At 36.8% G+C, this 14,893-nt stretch carries 11 protein-coding genes; 8 read left to right on the top strand and 3 right to left on the bottom strand.

What is annotated here, in order from left to right; genetic code table 11:
• The first annotated feature begins 5 nt into the window (after positions 1 to 5).
• Together H4J76_RS11790 and H4J76_RS11785 are read left to right on the top strand one after the other, a co-directional pair.
• Entirely contained in the window at positions 6 to 458 is a 453-nt protein-coding gene (locus H4J76_RS11790; RefSeq protein ID WP_182216526.1) for a RimK/LysX family protein, read from the top strand.
• A 461-nt stretch (positions 459 to 919) separates the two neighbouring features.
• The gene (locus H4J76_RS11785; RefSeq protein ID WP_182216528.1) at positions 920 to 2,749 is read left to right on the top strand and encodes an SLC13 family permease; all 1,830 of its coding nucleotides are present in this window, start codon (positions 920 to 922) and stop codon (positions 2,747 to 2,749) included.
• 236 nt (positions 2,750 to 2,985) lie between these two features.
• Here the strand turns inward: H4J76_RS11785 and H4J76_RS11780 are convergent, their stop codons facing one another.
• Both H4J76_RS11780 and H4J76_RS11775 read right to left on the bottom strand, forming a co-directional pair.
• On the bottom strand, positions 2,986 to 3,672 hold the full coding sequence (locus H4J76_RS11780) for a mechanosensitive ion channel family protein (RefSeq protein WP_404842429.1): 687 nt from the start codon (positions 3,670 to 3,672) through the stop codon (positions 2,986 to 2,988).
• Positions 3,673 to 3,858: 186 nt separating this feature from the next.
• Positions 3,859 to 4,884, bottom strand: a complete 1,026-nt coding sequence (locus H4J76_RS11775; protein ID WP_182216531.1) for a DUF21 domain-containing protein — start codon at positions 4,882 to 4,884, stop codon at positions 3,859 to 3,861.
• A 194-nt stretch (positions 4,885 to 5,078) separates the two neighbouring features.
• Here H4J76_RS11775 and H4J76_RS11770 point away from each other — a divergent pair, with 194 nt between their 5' ends.
• Genes H4J76_RS11770 through H4J76_RS11755 form a run of 4 tightly spaced genes read left to right on the top strand, consistent with a single transcriptional unit; the run spans position 5,079 to position 8,244 of the window.
• The gene (locus H4J76_RS11770) at positions 5,079 to 6,050 is read left to right on the top strand and encodes a magnesium transporter CorA family protein (protein ID WP_182216533.1); all 972 of its coding nucleotides are present in this window, start codon (positions 5,079 to 5,081) and stop codon (positions 6,048 to 6,050) included.
• 35 nt (positions 6,051 to 6,085) lie between these two features.
• Positions 6,086 to 6,550: a hypothetical protein gene (locus H4J76_RS11765; protein WP_182230671.1), complete on the top strand. Its 465-nt coding sequence runs from the start codon at positions 6,086 to 6,088 to the stop codon at positions 6,548 to 6,550.
• A gap of 10 nt (positions 6,551 to 6,560) precedes the next feature.
• Positions 6,561 to 7,349, top strand: a complete 789-nt coding sequence (locus H4J76_RS11760; RefSeq protein WP_182230670.1) for a hypothetical protein — start codon at positions 6,561 to 6,563, stop codon at positions 7,347 to 7,349.
• A 22-nt stretch (positions 7,350 to 7,371) separates the two neighbouring features.
• Positions 7,372 to 8,244: a mechanosensitive ion channel family protein gene (locus tag H4J76_RS11755; RefSeq protein ID WP_182222949.1), complete on the top strand. Its 873-nt coding sequence runs from the start codon at positions 7,372 to 7,374 to the stop codon at positions 8,242 to 8,244.
• Between the two features lie 53 nt (positions 8,245 to 8,297).
• Here the strand turns inward: H4J76_RS11755 and H4J76_RS11750 are convergent, their stop codons facing one another.
• Positions 8,298 to 9,152 (bottom strand): universal stress protein, encoded by an 855-nt coding sequence (locus H4J76_RS11750; RefSeq protein WP_182222948.1) that lies wholly within the window; start codon positions 9,150 to 9,152, stop codon positions 8,298 to 8,300.
• Between the two features lie 224 nt (positions 9,153 to 9,376).
• Between H4J76_RS11750 and H4J76_RS11745 the strand changes: the two genes are divergently transcribed.
• Positions 9,377 to 11,128 (top strand): autotransporter assembly complex family protein, encoded by a 1,752-nt coding sequence (locus tag H4J76_RS11745; RefSeq protein WP_182230669.1) that lies wholly within the window; start codon positions 9,377 to 9,379, stop codon positions 11,126 to 11,128.
• A complete protein-coding gene (locus tag H4J76_RS11740) occupies positions 11,125 to 14,859 on the top strand; it encodes a translocation/assembly module TamB domain-containing protein (protein ID WP_182230668.1) in 3,735 nt (1,244 codons plus the stop codon). The genes H4J76_RS11745 and H4J76_RS11740 overlap by 4 nt, the downstream gene beginning before the upstream one ends.
• Positions 14,860 to 14,893: the final 34 nt, after the last annotated feature.

The following is a 14,893-nucleotide window of genomic DNA, read 5'->3' as shown; positions in this document are numbered from 1 at the left end:
ACCGTATGAAAAAAGCAAATAAAGTTGTTATTGGGCGTTTAGAGTCAATAGCTTTGCCAGACTTAGCTATTGATGACTTACAAGTGCGGGTTGATACCGGCGCAAAAACGTCGTCGTTACACGTTGATAATATTACAAAAGTTATTAAAGATGGCAAGCCTTCGGTGATTTTTGATATTCATCCTGATGCGCATAATGTTGATACTATTGTTAAATGTAGTGCGCCAATTAGTGATATCAGAAAAATAAAGTCTTCTAATGGCACCGTAGAGCAACGTTACGTTATTGAAACATTAATCGTACTTGGCGAAGAAAAGTGGTCAATTGAAATAACCTTAACCGATCGCTCTGATATGAGTTATTTAATGCTGTTAGGAAGAGAAGCTTTAGGCAAACGTTTTCTTGTTGATCCATCAAAAGTTTTTTTAGGATCAAAAATAGAAAGTGAGCTAGGTTAAGCCTTATCTATACGTTTTTTATATAAAAAGCGATTCCTTGTCTGCGGTAAACACCACAAAAGATGAATCGCTGTCCGACAATCAACGTTAAAAGTAGCGCGTTATCTGCCGTCAAATAACCTAAAAATATGCAGAACATATTACCGCTACTTTGTTGTCACTAAAAGTTCCTTATTGCTCCCTGTCTGCCAAGACCTTACATTCTAAAGTGCATATTGAGAGCGGCTGCTGAATTATTGTTGCCACTCTTTTTAACTAATATAGCTCACGCTTTAACGAGCTCGTTATAAAAATATCTATTGATTAGTGACTATGTACTTAATTGAAAACACGTATTATAGTTATTAAAAATAATTAGAATAGACTTCATTGACTTGTAATAATTTGGCGCATTCATTTAGAATAAGCTTTATAAGCAGTGGTTGTAGCCGCTAAATAATTAAATTAACTTGGTACTACTTTTGAATATTCCTGACTTACCTAATAATCATGCATTAGCGGTATTACTCATTACCGTATTTGCCTTATATCTCTTTCGTCGAGACGATATCCCTTTAGAAACCTCTTCTTTGGCTGTTATCGCTATATTGTGTTTGGCGTTTGCATTCTTCCCTTTTTATATAGATGGCACACATTTCGAACCTAGCTCATTATTTTTTGGCTTTGGTCATGAAGCCTTAGTGACGGTTTGTTCGTTAATGATCATTGGTCACGGTATTGTTCGTACAGGGGCATTGGAGCCCATTGGTCGATACTTGGCTAAATTATGGAAAATAAGTCCAACATTATCTTTGTTACTAACACTTGTTTTAGCTGGAGGTTTAAGTGCTTTTATTAATAACACCCCAGTTGTGGTGCTGTTACTGCCTATCTTGATCAGTGTATCACTGCGTACTAAAACAGATTCTTCGCCAATGCTACTGCCGATGGGATTAGCAACCTTAGTTGGGGGAATGGCGACAACTATAGGTACATCGACCAATTTATTAGTGGTTAGTATTGCAAAAAATATGGGGGCGGTTGAGTTTGGGCTCTTTGATTTTATACAACCAGCACTCATTGCTTCTGTTGTTGCCGTACTCTACTTATGGCTAATTGCGCCTAAACTTCTCCCAAGCAGAACACCATCAATGCCTGATACTTCGCCACGTCTGTTTAGCGCTTATCTTAATATAAATGAAGAAAGTGTGGCTAACGAGAAAACAATTACCGAGATAATTGCTTTGACTGATGGCCAGCTAAAAATTGAGAGTATTCAGCGTGGCGCCAACTATCGGAATATAATGCCTTTGCCCGATACCGTGCTTATCGTTGGTGACCGCCTAAAAGTTCATGACTATCCAGACCGTTTAAAAGAATATGAGTCAGTATTAGGAGCCACTTTATTCTCAGGACTGCATAAAGTTGATGACGAACACCCTCTAAAAGCCGAGAAACAAACGTTGGCAGAGATTGTTATTATTGCTGGCTCGGGAGTTGAAGGGCACACTTTACAACAAGTCAATTTTATACAAAAACACAGCATATCAGTGATCGCTTTGCATCGAGCAGGTAAAGCGATGGAAATTGGTCGCAGCAGTATCGGCAATACCCGCCTGAAAATTGGCGATGTCTTACTGGTACAAGGAGAGCAAGAGCAAATTGATTTATTAAAAGCTAAACAAGGACTACTCATTATTGATGGCGCGGAGTCATTACCTCAAACAAGTAAAGCACCCATTGCCTTAGGTACCTTGTTAGCCGTAGTTGTATCGTCAGCCTTGGGTATTTTACCTATAGAAATTAGTGCGGTTTGTGGTGTACTCGTCTTGTTATTAACAAAATGTTTAAATTGGCAAGAAGCTTCATCAGCGCTTAGTACGCAAGTTATTTTAATTGTTGCCGCGTCTTTAGCGTTAGGCTCTGCAATGATGACTACCGGTGGCGCTGAGTACATAGCGCAAGTGTTTGTCGCATTATCATTTGGTTTACCACCAGGAGGTGTCTTATCGGCCCTAATGCTGTTACTCGCGATATTAACTAATATTGTTTCTAACAATGCTGCTGCTGTTATTGGTACGCCTATTGCTATTTCTGTTGCTAGCCAACTCAACCTACCAGCAGAACCTTTTATATTGGCGGTACTCTTTGGTGCTAACTTAAGTTATGCAACCCCTATGGCTTACAAAACTAACCTTTTGGTAATGAACGCCGGTGGTTATCGTTTTTCTGATTTTATGCGTGTTGGTATTCCCTTGATTATTTTAATGTGGGTAACGCTATCCTTACTGTTAAATTGGTTATATCTGTAAGATAAACAAAGCAGTCTTTTGTTTTAGGCTGCGCTAATCTTCGTTAATACACTAAAGATGAAAGATGAAAGGTGCATTGGTAAGCAAAAAGCCTCATTAATAATGAGGCTTTTTTGTAACGTTGAACTAGGGTGATGTTTGTTGTGGGGTTTATAAATAAAGCACAACTCAGCTGTTGTGCTTATTGTGTAGCTACAAAGATTAAGACCCATTACAAGACGATGTCTGTCGCTCTTTTATTTATTAATACTTTTTAAAGCTTTATTCTCAAACCATAGTTTCATAAAATCAGACGTTAATTTCTGTTCTATTTCCATCGCACTTTCAGTGGGGCAAAAAATAGTAAAAAACACCTGAGTGTCACCCAGCTCAGAGGTAGCTACTTGAATGTGCGGTTTTGGACCTGCAATCTTTATATCTAAGCGGTTTTCAATAAGATGATTATAACGAACTGCCACATCTTTAAAGTCATGACAATATAAGTCTGCTTTCTCATACAAGGTATCGATAAAGTCAAAGGGATTAGCACTGTCATCACGTACTATAGTGAAATGATGTACCGCATAACGCTTGAGGAAATTAAGGTTTTTAATTACCGAAGTAATTAACTGACTATTAGGCAAATATAACGTTTTGCCGGTATATTCATAATCATCTTTATTGACCTCTAGTAAAGTAAGTTTAGCCCAATCGGTAGAATGCACCTCACCAACATAGTTACCTACTTGTATCCAGTCACCAATACGAAAGGGTCGACTCGATAATATATAGATAAAGCCAATAAAACACTGAATAAACTCGCGAGTCGCTAATACAATTGCCACAACAAAAGCGGCAATAGAAAAGGCAAACTTTTGGATTTCTTCGGACCATAGATTAAAAAGTAAAATAATGATCAATATGGTGAAAATATTATTCACCATATTAATTTTTAATCTTTTGGTTTGTTTCGATTTTAGTTTTATAACTTTTATGATTAAATTTTTAATCAAAAATGAAGTCATCAACAGTAAAAAAGTAACAATAAATTTATATTCAAACAATAACTCGGTAAAACTGTTTAAATTGAATATTTTGTCTAACCATTCCATTATAAATATTTAACCTGTTTATTTTATATTAGGAAGCATGCCTTTAAGTAGCAAACCAAAAATGTCTGCGCCAGTAATAATACGTTTGGTTTCTCCCCAAATAAGCAATACATCGTGTTCTATCACACCATCAAAGTTTTTGTCAGTAGACGTATTCACTTTCATTTTCAGTATAGCTTCATTTAATGGTGTCGTTTCATCCGTTATCACAACAGGACGATGACAATAATTGTAAGGGTCAAAATCGCCTGGTTGATATAATGCAGCTCGTGAATAACCGTCTGCATCAAGCACGAGTAATGGGTAGCCAGCTTCATTGGTCAGTATTACCCAACTATGGTTAGTTTCATTTACCAGCATTAAAAATGGGTCATCTGGACCTTGTGTCGTTACCGGAATAATAGGTAAGTCTAACTTTGTTGGTAGGGCAATAATTGATTTAGGATCAATTATCTCACCTTCTTCAGTGACCTGTATCTCATCTAAAGCAAAAAAGTTTAACGCACCGATACCTTCAACATGATTAAGATCGGCTTCTTCTGCGGAAATGTGCTGGCGAATAATACTTCTAAGTTCACTTTCTTCAAGGTAAGTAATCCCTTCTTTGCCGAGCCAAGCATCTAAAATAAGTGCAGTTGGTTTGGCTACGGGGTAAAAAAGGAACTGATAAAAACGAATAATAGGGGCGAGCATGCTGCCCATTTTTAAGGCATTTCTTGAGAAATAAGCTTGCGGGGTAATTTCACCAATAATCGTAATGGCAATAGTTGAAAACAGAAAAGCACTGATGCCAGTAAGCACTGAATCAGAGAGCATTGTTAACAACACATTAATTCCAACATTACCCCATAATATTGTTGTTAATAAAAAATTTGAGTCGTCTCTCAGACGTAAAATAGTTTGTGCTGCTTTATTACCCTTTTTAGCTTCAACTTCTAAATGCAGGCGACTTATAGAAAAAAATGCGAGATTTAATCCTGAGAAAATGGCTGATTGAGTTATACAAAAGGCGATTGCACACCAAGTAATAATGTCAGTTGACATGTAATAATCCTAATAGGAATGTTAATAGCTTTAATTGGGTGAATTATTAACTTTACTTGCTGAGATAACAACTAATTATTTGACCTTTACTCTAAAATATTGCTTATAATGGGAAAGTTTATAACGTTTACTATCAGTTATTATTTGTAATGCTGACACCCGCATTATTTTGTAATTATACCTAAGGATTTATCATGATTAAATGTATGTTAATTTCACCCTCTGCGCCTGTTAAAATTGGTGGCGAAGAATTAGTCAGTGAATGGCAACAAGATGAAAGTACCGTGCTATGGATTGATCTTGATAAAGTCGAAAAATCTCAAGAAAAAGAAATATTCACTCAATTTGGCTGTCACCCTTTGGCTATTTTAGATGCTCAAAGAGAAAGACACCCTCCGAAAGTTGAGCTGTTCAATGATTTCATCTTTCTGCTTTACCGTGGCTTTGTTGCCAAAGAAAATAATTTAACCTTTGAACATGTACAAATCAGTATGTTTATCGGTCAACGGGTGTTAATTACCGGTCATCCTGAAAGCTCGATAGCGATAAATGCCTTATTTACTGCCAGCAGTGAAAAGTATTTAGCGAGAAGCCCAGTACACTTAGCATTGAAAATATTTCACAGTAGTTGTGGTAATTACCTACAGCAATTATTTGACTTTGAACAAAACTTAGAAAAAATTGAAGATCAATTTCAAATCAGTGGTAACGATAAAATGATGCGAGAAATCACTTCACATCGTTCGAGGTTGGTTAAAATTAGAAGAACTTTTAATTACCATGTAACTGTTGGAAATACCCTTAACAGTTACCTTGAAGATGATGAAACATCACTGATTACGGAACAAGAAATACATGCAGTAAATGACTTAAGAGAGCGACTTGATCGATTATTGAGCCTCTCTCAAATGTATTATGATATTTGTGGAGATTTAATTAACGGTTATATGTCGGTTACTTCACATCAGCTAAACGCAACAATGAGAGTGTTAACGGTTATCACCGCTTTGTTCGTACCTTTGACTTTCCTCGCAGGAATATATGGGATGAATTTTGAATACATACCCGAGCTTAAATTTGAACACGGTTACTTTACTTTACTTGGGGTGATGTCGGTTATCTCTGTTGGTCTTATTGTTTGGTTTAAGAAAAAACGCTGGTTGTAATAACCACTAATTTAATTAAAAAAAGAAGACAGATATTGAGCGATTCAAAAACACTTTATGAAGCAAAAGTCATTAACATCAGAAAAAGACAACCGATAATGGCTTGGTTACTTTCTATAACACTGATTAGTATGGGCTATTATTTGTCAAAAACTCAGTTTTTAGGACTAGAGTGGCTTTCTAGAAGTGGTTGTTTAATTGTTATCATTGGTGTTTGGTCAAGTATTGGCGCCATTATTGCTGAACGTGTTCTTATCAGTAAACTCAATATTCAACATCGCTTGGTATTGTCACGAGCCAAAATGAAACTCAGAAAAATCAATGTGCCAACAGAGTACATCGACAAAGAAATTGCAACGATTGAAGATGATTTTGACGATAAAATTGATGTTGTTAAAGATAATGTTAGATACCAGCTCGGTATTTTAGAAGTTTCATTGTTGATAACAGGCACTTTTATCTGGGGATTTGGCGATTTATTATTTCAAGTGAATTTTTAATGAGTAAACTATGAGTAACAACATCTGGTGGGGCGAGTTTACCTTTGATGACAGTCATGAAAAAAAATGTTGGAGCGTTGGTCAACGCGCGATACTCATAAAGCGCAAGGCAACTGAATGGAATATTTGGAATATTGAAAATCAAGAAGAAGACCAAGACATTGTGGTTTCTGCTGGCGAAAACTTTGCACTAGAAAGCGATGCTGATATCGGTCGTTTTTTAGAGAAAGCCAGCTCTGATAAAATAAAAGTATTTCCAAAATTAGCCGATCGTTCGGTTATTGCACGTCCTTCATCACCGCTAACAATTTTAGCGGGTGAAAAAGTTCAGCTGTTTATTAGTACACCTATTTGGTTTTATGCTGAAACATTTCCAAGTGCTAAATGCTTAGTTGATTTACCCTTTTGGCGTCCGTCAGATTCATGGTTTGGTAGCTCAACCATCGACGGACAATTGTGCTATGCAAAATATACCTCTGCAAAAACTAAACTTGAAGAGCTTGATTTACATCCCCACCGAGCAACAACGTCAATTACGGTGATTAATAGCCATAACAAAGAACTTATCATCAACAGGATTAATGTTCCTGTTAATTACTTACATTTATATAGTGATGATAAAAACCAACTGTGGACATCTGGCATAACCATTGAAAGAAATAATGAATCAGCCGATATTGAATTAATTATAGAAAGAAGTGTTTCAGTTGAATTTCAACCCCTTACCGCGATAAGTAGTCCGCGAGAAACCTCTGAGCACGGTAAAATAATTCGCAGAATCAGTAACTTATTTGGGTAAACTTTAGTTAGGTAAATATTATATGGAAGTCATTAATGAGTTTTTTAATATGCTCAAAGCATCTCATTTATACACCTTAACACAGGCACTTATTTTATTTGTGGTCGGTTACTTTATTGCTAAAGCGCTCAGTAGCGCGATGGAAAGAATTGTTAGCAAGAAAATGACGACACACGGAGTGTTTTTGTTAAAAAGAACGGTGTTTTATACCTTACTGGGCTTATTTGTCTTGTCGGCTTTAAAGCATATTGGTATCGACTTAACGATATTACTTGGCGCAGCGGGAATTTTTACTGTCGCGATTGGCTTTGCTTCACAAACTTCAGCATCAAATTTAATCAGTGGCATATTTTTGATGATAGAAAGACCTTTCTCAATCGGTGATGTGATTAAAGTCAATGACATCTTAGGGGAAGTTATTTCAATTGATTTATTGTCTGTTAAATTAAGAACCTTTGATAATTTATTTGTTCGAATACCCAATGAAAGCATGATAAAAAGTGCGGTCACCACCATGACAAAGTATCCCATTAGAAGAGCAGACTTAAAACTAGGAATTGCTTATAAAGAAGATATTGAAAAAGTGCGTGATTTATTATTAAAAATTGCCGAAAAAAATGTTATTTGTTTGGAAGAGCCAGCCCCTTTGTTTATTTTGACCGGGTTTGGTTCATCGTCAGTTGATATTCAATTTTCAGTGTGGTCAAGAAGAGAGAATTTTCTTGCGCTTAAAAATGAAATGTATCAGAACATTAAGAAAACATTTGATGAGCAGGGCATTGAGATCCCATTCCCGCATATCAGCCTTTATGCCGGGAGTGCAAGTAAACCTTTTAAAGTTACTATGAATGAGAGCCCGAGAAGTACGGCAGATGTTGTATCCAAAGAAGAGTAGTGACTGAATCAATGTTGAGCATTAACCTTGCTGGTTAATGCTCATTATTTATTTTACTGTTTAATAAGCAATAAATCACATGGCGGCTCATATAAAAAATTTGAGGTAGTACTTCCCACCCAAAACTTATCCAGCATGTTTCTATTAACTAGACCGATAAATAAAATATCGATATGGTTTTTGTTAATATATGACTTTAAGGCCTCTTCAGGTAAACCTTCAAGTAATTTATATTGATCCCTCTTAATGCGGAACTGATCAGCGAACTCTTTTAAACCATCTTGGTGCATCGACAATACTTTGTTTTTGTATTGGTATAAAACTGATGAAATGTAACAACAGTGGATAAGTTTCCATTTTACTGAAAGCGAATCTTCCCAGCTTTTTAAATGCTGAACAATATGTTCATCAATTTTTGCTGGCCGATCATTTTCGTGTAATGGGTCAACAGCGCCAATGGCATTGATGTTTTCTTTCCATACCTTGTCAGTTAATAATAATACGGGTGCGTTTATTTCAGTGAGAGTTTGAAAGATGGGATGTCTTTGTTTAGGTGGTGTGTCTTCTAAAATTAGCAGGCCATTATTTGTTTTTGCTAATTCAGTATTGATTGTTTTTATGTGATCTGCAGACTCTGAAACGATAATTTCAGCTTTAATTGCACTCATTTCTAATGCTTTAAGCAAGGTTTGTTTTTTCTTGTTAATCACCACTAAATCTTCATTAGCCGTTGGTGAGTCGCCAACCATGGCATGCCAATACCACCGTTGGGTAGATTTTACTTTAGCATCGATGATTATTTTAACGCGCATTTTATGAGTATTGGCGAGGTGAATAACTTTATCTAAAGTAATGCTTTTATAAAAATAACGTCCATCTATAAACCAAATTAATTGCTCAGTTATCATTTTATTCCCTCATTTTGGATGTTAGTTCCCGGGTGGGATTGACCGAGTTTTGTTAAAACGGTCTGGCGACTTTGCTGAAGAAGTCAATATTGTGTAAATTTATCGTAAGGTTGAAAGTATAGATAGTTATTTCTACCTTAAAACTTTTCTATCAGCAAAACCACATAAACTGTTATGCTATGCTTTTATTTAATTACTGCAAATTTCACGGATAATCTAGCATAATGTATAGTCGTTTTTTTTTGTTCATCTTGTTTTTTTTAATCTCACCATTTGCAACATCGAACACACTTATCGTTCAACTTTCAGATAACTTATCCAGTGCAGCAAAACAAAATATTTATGCTTATCTAGGCAATTTGCCAGAGAATGACACCGAACGAACAGCATTTGTTTTTACAGCAAAAAAACAAACCTTAAATGCGCTCAAGGCACTGGGTTATTACCGTGCTGAGGTAACAAGTTCAATTGACAAGAATTTAGATAAAAATATCTGGACGCTTGGTCTTGTCGTGATACTCAATCAGCCAACAAGAATAAAACACGTGCGTATTAACCTAAGTGGCGACGCTTTAGGGGATAGTGCTTTTTCAGATATTATCAAAGAGGTGCCTATTGCCAGCGGAGATATATTACATCATGGCATTTATGAGCAATTTAAAACGGACTTGGTTTCCTTAGGTTTAGAACGAGGTTACTTTGATAGTAAGTTCATTAAAACTAATATCGCTATAAACAAAAATTTGGATACCGCAGAGATTATTGTTCACTTTGACAGTGGACCTCGTTATCGTTTTGGTGAGATAAAGTTTAATGATTTTGATATAAATACAGATATTTTGAAACCTTTGATTTCTTTTAAGCAAGGTGATTTTTATCAACAAACCTCACTGCAAAACTTACAAAATGAACTGGATGAAACTCAATACTTTAGCAATGTTGTTGTTCGCCCTGAAACAGAGAATAGCGCGAATAACATCTTACCAATAGATGTATCGCTGGAAAAAGCGAAACGCCATCAATTTAATTTAGGACTAGGCTACGCGACTGACACCAAAGAAAGGTTTTCCTTCGGCTGGAAAACACCGCTAGTCAACCGTTATGGGCATCGTCAAGAAACAAGGTTGTCCTATTCAACCATTAATCCGACCGGGCATTTTATTTACAGTATTCCTTTGTCACACCCCAACAATGATGTGTTGCAATTACAAACTGAACTAGAAAAAAATGACTATGGAGACTTAACCAGTCGATTTTTTTCTTTTCAAGTAGGACGCGTTTATCTAAAAGATGATATTTTACGCCAACCTTATTTAAGACACTTAGACGAAGAATGGGAGACTGATAATGTTTCCGATGATGCCAGTTATTTTATTCCCGGGTTTACTTGGTCTGATATTGATCGTGATGGCCCTTTACTCGATCCAACTAAGGGATTTAGACAATACTATAATTTAGAAGGAAGCTATGAAGGTTTATCTTCAGAAACCTCATTTTTACGTTTTAATGCGCGTTGGAAATATATTTCTCTGTTTGCTCCTAAGCACCGTATTGTCGCACGAGTAGAGCTTGGCTATGTTATTGTCGACAAAGACTTTGAAGAGGAACTGTCTCCTTCATTGCGGTTTTATGCTGGTGGTGACCAAAGTATTCGAGGATTCGACTATCAATCAATTGGCCCTAAAGTGACTCTTTCAGAAGGTATTAACCAAGGGAAGGAAATCGTTATTGGTGGCACTAATATGGTCGTTGCTAGTTTGGAGTACCAGTACTACTTTTCAAATACATGGCGCGGCGCACTGTTTATTGATGCTGGAAGTGTTAATGATAATGACAAACTTGAACCGGTATACTCTATTGGTCCCGGTCTTCATTATATTTCTCCCATTGGGCCGATCAGGTTTGCTTTAGGGTATTCATTAAGCGAAGAAAACCCTTCATGGCGTCTTCATTTTAGTATTGGTGCTGAACTATGACTTATAAACGTGCCAGCTTCACACTTATCGGCGTGTTAACCGGCTTACTGTGTTTCTTTGCCATACTACTTTCAACGCCTTGGGGAGCTCAGTTATCACTTTATTTTGTTGGTAAGGTTTCCTCGCTGCAAGTTGAATACAAAAGTGGTGCACTTTTAGATGACTTAGCGTTACGTAAGCTAAAAATTGAAAACGATAATGCGCTAATTAATGCCAGTAACATTCGTTTAAAATTGCATTTGCGCTGCCTATGGAAAAACCAGATTTGTATTGATGAACTCAGTATAGGTGCACTACAAGTCAACATAAAAGAAGCAAAGCCAGCGGAATCATCTGAGCAACTTGTCGAACAAACGATTAACTCAACCAATTTCACCTTACCCTTTAGCGTTAAATTAAAGAAGTTTTCTTTAGCACGCGCCCAAATAACAACTCAGGGGCTAGCGATAAACTTAACCGAGTTTTCTAGTGCTTTATCGGTCAATAAGAATGTTGTGAGTAATATCGCTATTAATATAGATAATGCTCGGTTGCTTAAAGCACATATTAATTTATCTGCGGCGAAGACCTCATCAACCCCGCAACCCGTTACCCCTTGGCCACTGGCATCACTGCCTAAGATGTATTTACCAGTTAAGTTAGCGCTAAAGTCGTTGGTGGTAAAAACGCTAATCGTTAATGAATTAGACAATACGGGCAGTGAGAAAACGCTAATTAATACCACGAATAATGTGGCACGTTTATCATGGTTCAAAACGCAATTATCTATTGAAGAATTGTCATCAAAAGTAGCGGCAGTAGGAGAGTTTTCATTAAAAGGAAAAGTTGATTTTGTACCCCCTTATCTTGTTGATTTAGCCTTGAGTAGTTCCATTGATAACTTTGAGTTATTACCACAACTCAGTCATTCTCAACAAAAGGTTTCATTAAAAGGTGATTTAGCTGATTTAGTAACAACGATTAGCAACGTGGGTGAATTAACACTAACCGCTAAAATGTCAGTGGATGTTACTAACGCAAACTTACCTTATAAATTGAAAGCTGATGTCAGCCAGTTTATTTTACCTGATGATATCGCTAATGTTATTACTCCATCAACACTGTTACTAAACAGCGAAGGCGATCTTAACCGGCATGTTATTGATTTAAAAAGTAACATTAGTGGCTTTGGTTACCAAGATGCCGCGTTGGAATTACAGGCAACTTACAGCGAACAAACCTTTAAAATAAAGACCTTATATTTTGAAGAATTCAAAGAAAATAGCCGTTTGGATATAACTGGAGAGTTACAGTTAGGCAATCGATTGTTATGGGATGTTAAGGTGAATTCTTCGGGCATCAGCTTACCTAATATTGATAAACGTTTATCGGGTCGTCTGCAGGGAAATATTTACAGTAAAGGGTTTTGGCAAGATAATGAATGGGCGTTTACGCTTGCTGACTCTAAGGTCAAAGGCGAAATTAATAAAATAGCTTTTAACGCAAACGGTAATGTTGATATTAACCATAAAGGTCAATTAGCGCCAAGTAATATTAAGCTCAATTATGGTGATATAGCGCTTAACATAAAAGGCCATAGCGATACCCATTGGCATGTCGATGGTACGGTTAATGTTGGAGATAGCAGTTTGTGGTTAAAGGATATTGAAAGTGGAATAGCGGCCAATATTTCAATATCTGGTCCAATTGAGCAGCCAGAACTCAATCTACAAGGTGAATTAAAAAAGTTGTTAGTGGCTAATCTTGCCAGTGATGCGATTAAGGTCGAGGTCAAATATCGACCGCAGGATAATCATCAACATCAGGTAGCGTTGAGCAGTGCGCGTATCAATTGGAACGATCACACCATCAATGGTGTTAATTTATCGAGTAGTGGCGATTTAAATCAACAAAAAGTAAAGCTAGCCTGGCTTGGCGATTCAGCGATTGACTTGTTAATTAATAGTGACTATTCACCTGTGGGAGAGCAGTGGCGAGTACAAACTGATCAGGTAATTTTTTCGATAGGTGACGATGTTTTTAAATCAAGTCAGCCACTTAATATACTTTATAATAATAGCCTTAAAACGCTTGCTGTTAATAAACATTGCTGGCTTGGTGACGGCGCTCAGCTCTGTCTAAAAGACGATGCCACCTTAAAAGTAGCTCAAGACGAGTTAACGTTAGCCGTTCAATTAGACACAGACCTTTTAACGCCCTTTATTCCTAAAGATATAACTGTGCAGAGCACATTAGCGGGGAATGTTGCTGTGGGTTGGCAACAAAACAAAATGCCAACCGTTAATGCTAAATTACTTATTAGTGATGGCGATATAAAGACAACTAAAGAAGGCGAATTACATCAATTACTTGAGTGGCAAAAGGGTGAGTTAACGTTAAAAGTTGATAATAGCAGTGTTGCAGGCAAAGTTGCTTTTTTTGCTCAAGACAGTGCTGAAATAGTCAACCTTAGCAGTACGATTGTCTTTGCCGATAGTCGCACTATAAATAGCCAACTTAATATTAATGAATTCAACCTTTCACCCTTGCAAGTTTTTTTGCCAGAGTTAACCTCATTGGAAGGCCTATTAAATAGCCGTTTAACTGTGAATGGTGATTTAGATAAGCCAATAATAACAGGTGACATTACGTTAACTAAAGGTAAAGCTAAAATTTTAGGAAATATTAATACCTTAACTGATATTAATATGGCTTTAAAATTTAAAGGTCAACAAGCCGTTATTTCTGGTGGGGTAAATATTAATAATGCCTTAGCTAATCTTAAAGGAGACGTTGACTGGCAAGATGAATTGCAAGGTAATTTTGATTTTGATGGGGAATCATTAAAGTTATCAGTTCCCCCGGATCTTACCATAACCGTTTCTCCTCACCTTAACGCCCAAATAAAAGCATCAGAACTGAAAATATCGGGCCGTATAGAAGTGCTCGAAGGTAAATTACTGGTAAATAAATTGCCGCAAGGAAGTGTTAGCTTAAGCAAAGATGTCATTATGGTTAATGATGCAGGCGAACAAGTTGCTAATGAAAAGCCATTTGAGTTATTTACCAATGTTCGTGTGGTTATTGCCGATGCATTTAAAGTTGAAGGGCAAGGATTCATAGGTCGTCTAGGCGGTGAATTACAAGTGAGTCAGCAGGCAAATCAACCCTTACAGCTCTTTGGCAGCTTAAAGATACCAGAGGGTCGCTATCGCGCTTATGGGCAAGATTTGTCGTTAACTAAAGGTATTATTTCTTTTAATGGCACAGCAAATAATCCTTATGTCTCAATGCAAGCGACACGTAGCATTGAAAAAGAAAATATTATTGTTGGTATTGATGCAACTGGATTAGCCAACAGTTTGAATATTAAGTTGTTTTCAAAGCCAACCATGCAACAATCTGAAACTTTATCATACCTGGTGAGAGGGCGTGGTTTAGATGCAGAAACCAGCGACAGTAATACCGCTATAGGTGTGGCTTTAGGTTCAGCGTTAACAAACTTTTCTGGTGTACTCACTCAAATAGAAAAATTACCTTTGATCAATAGAATCGAAATAGACGGAGACAATGAGCAAGCCTCCATCGCTGGCTATTTAGGTGAGCAGGTTTATATTAAATATGGGCTTGGTATAAAGGATCCTATCAATGAATTAACCGTGAGGTTTTATTTATTAAGCAGGCTATGGGTTGAAACAGTTTCTGGGCTAGAAAATTCTGCCGATATTTATTACTCATTCGACATAAAGTAAGCTGGTGACAGGTAATCGTTATTTCCTAATATGC

Origin of the sequence: Colwellia sp. BRX9-1, from assembly GCF_014077195.1 — a bacterium.
Classification (GTDB): domain Bacteria; phylum Pseudomonadota; class Gammaproteobacteria; order Enterobacterales; family Alteromonadaceae; genus Colwellia_A.
Note: the sequence above shows the minus strand (reverse complement) of the source record. Positions and strands in the feature narration are given on the sequence as shown.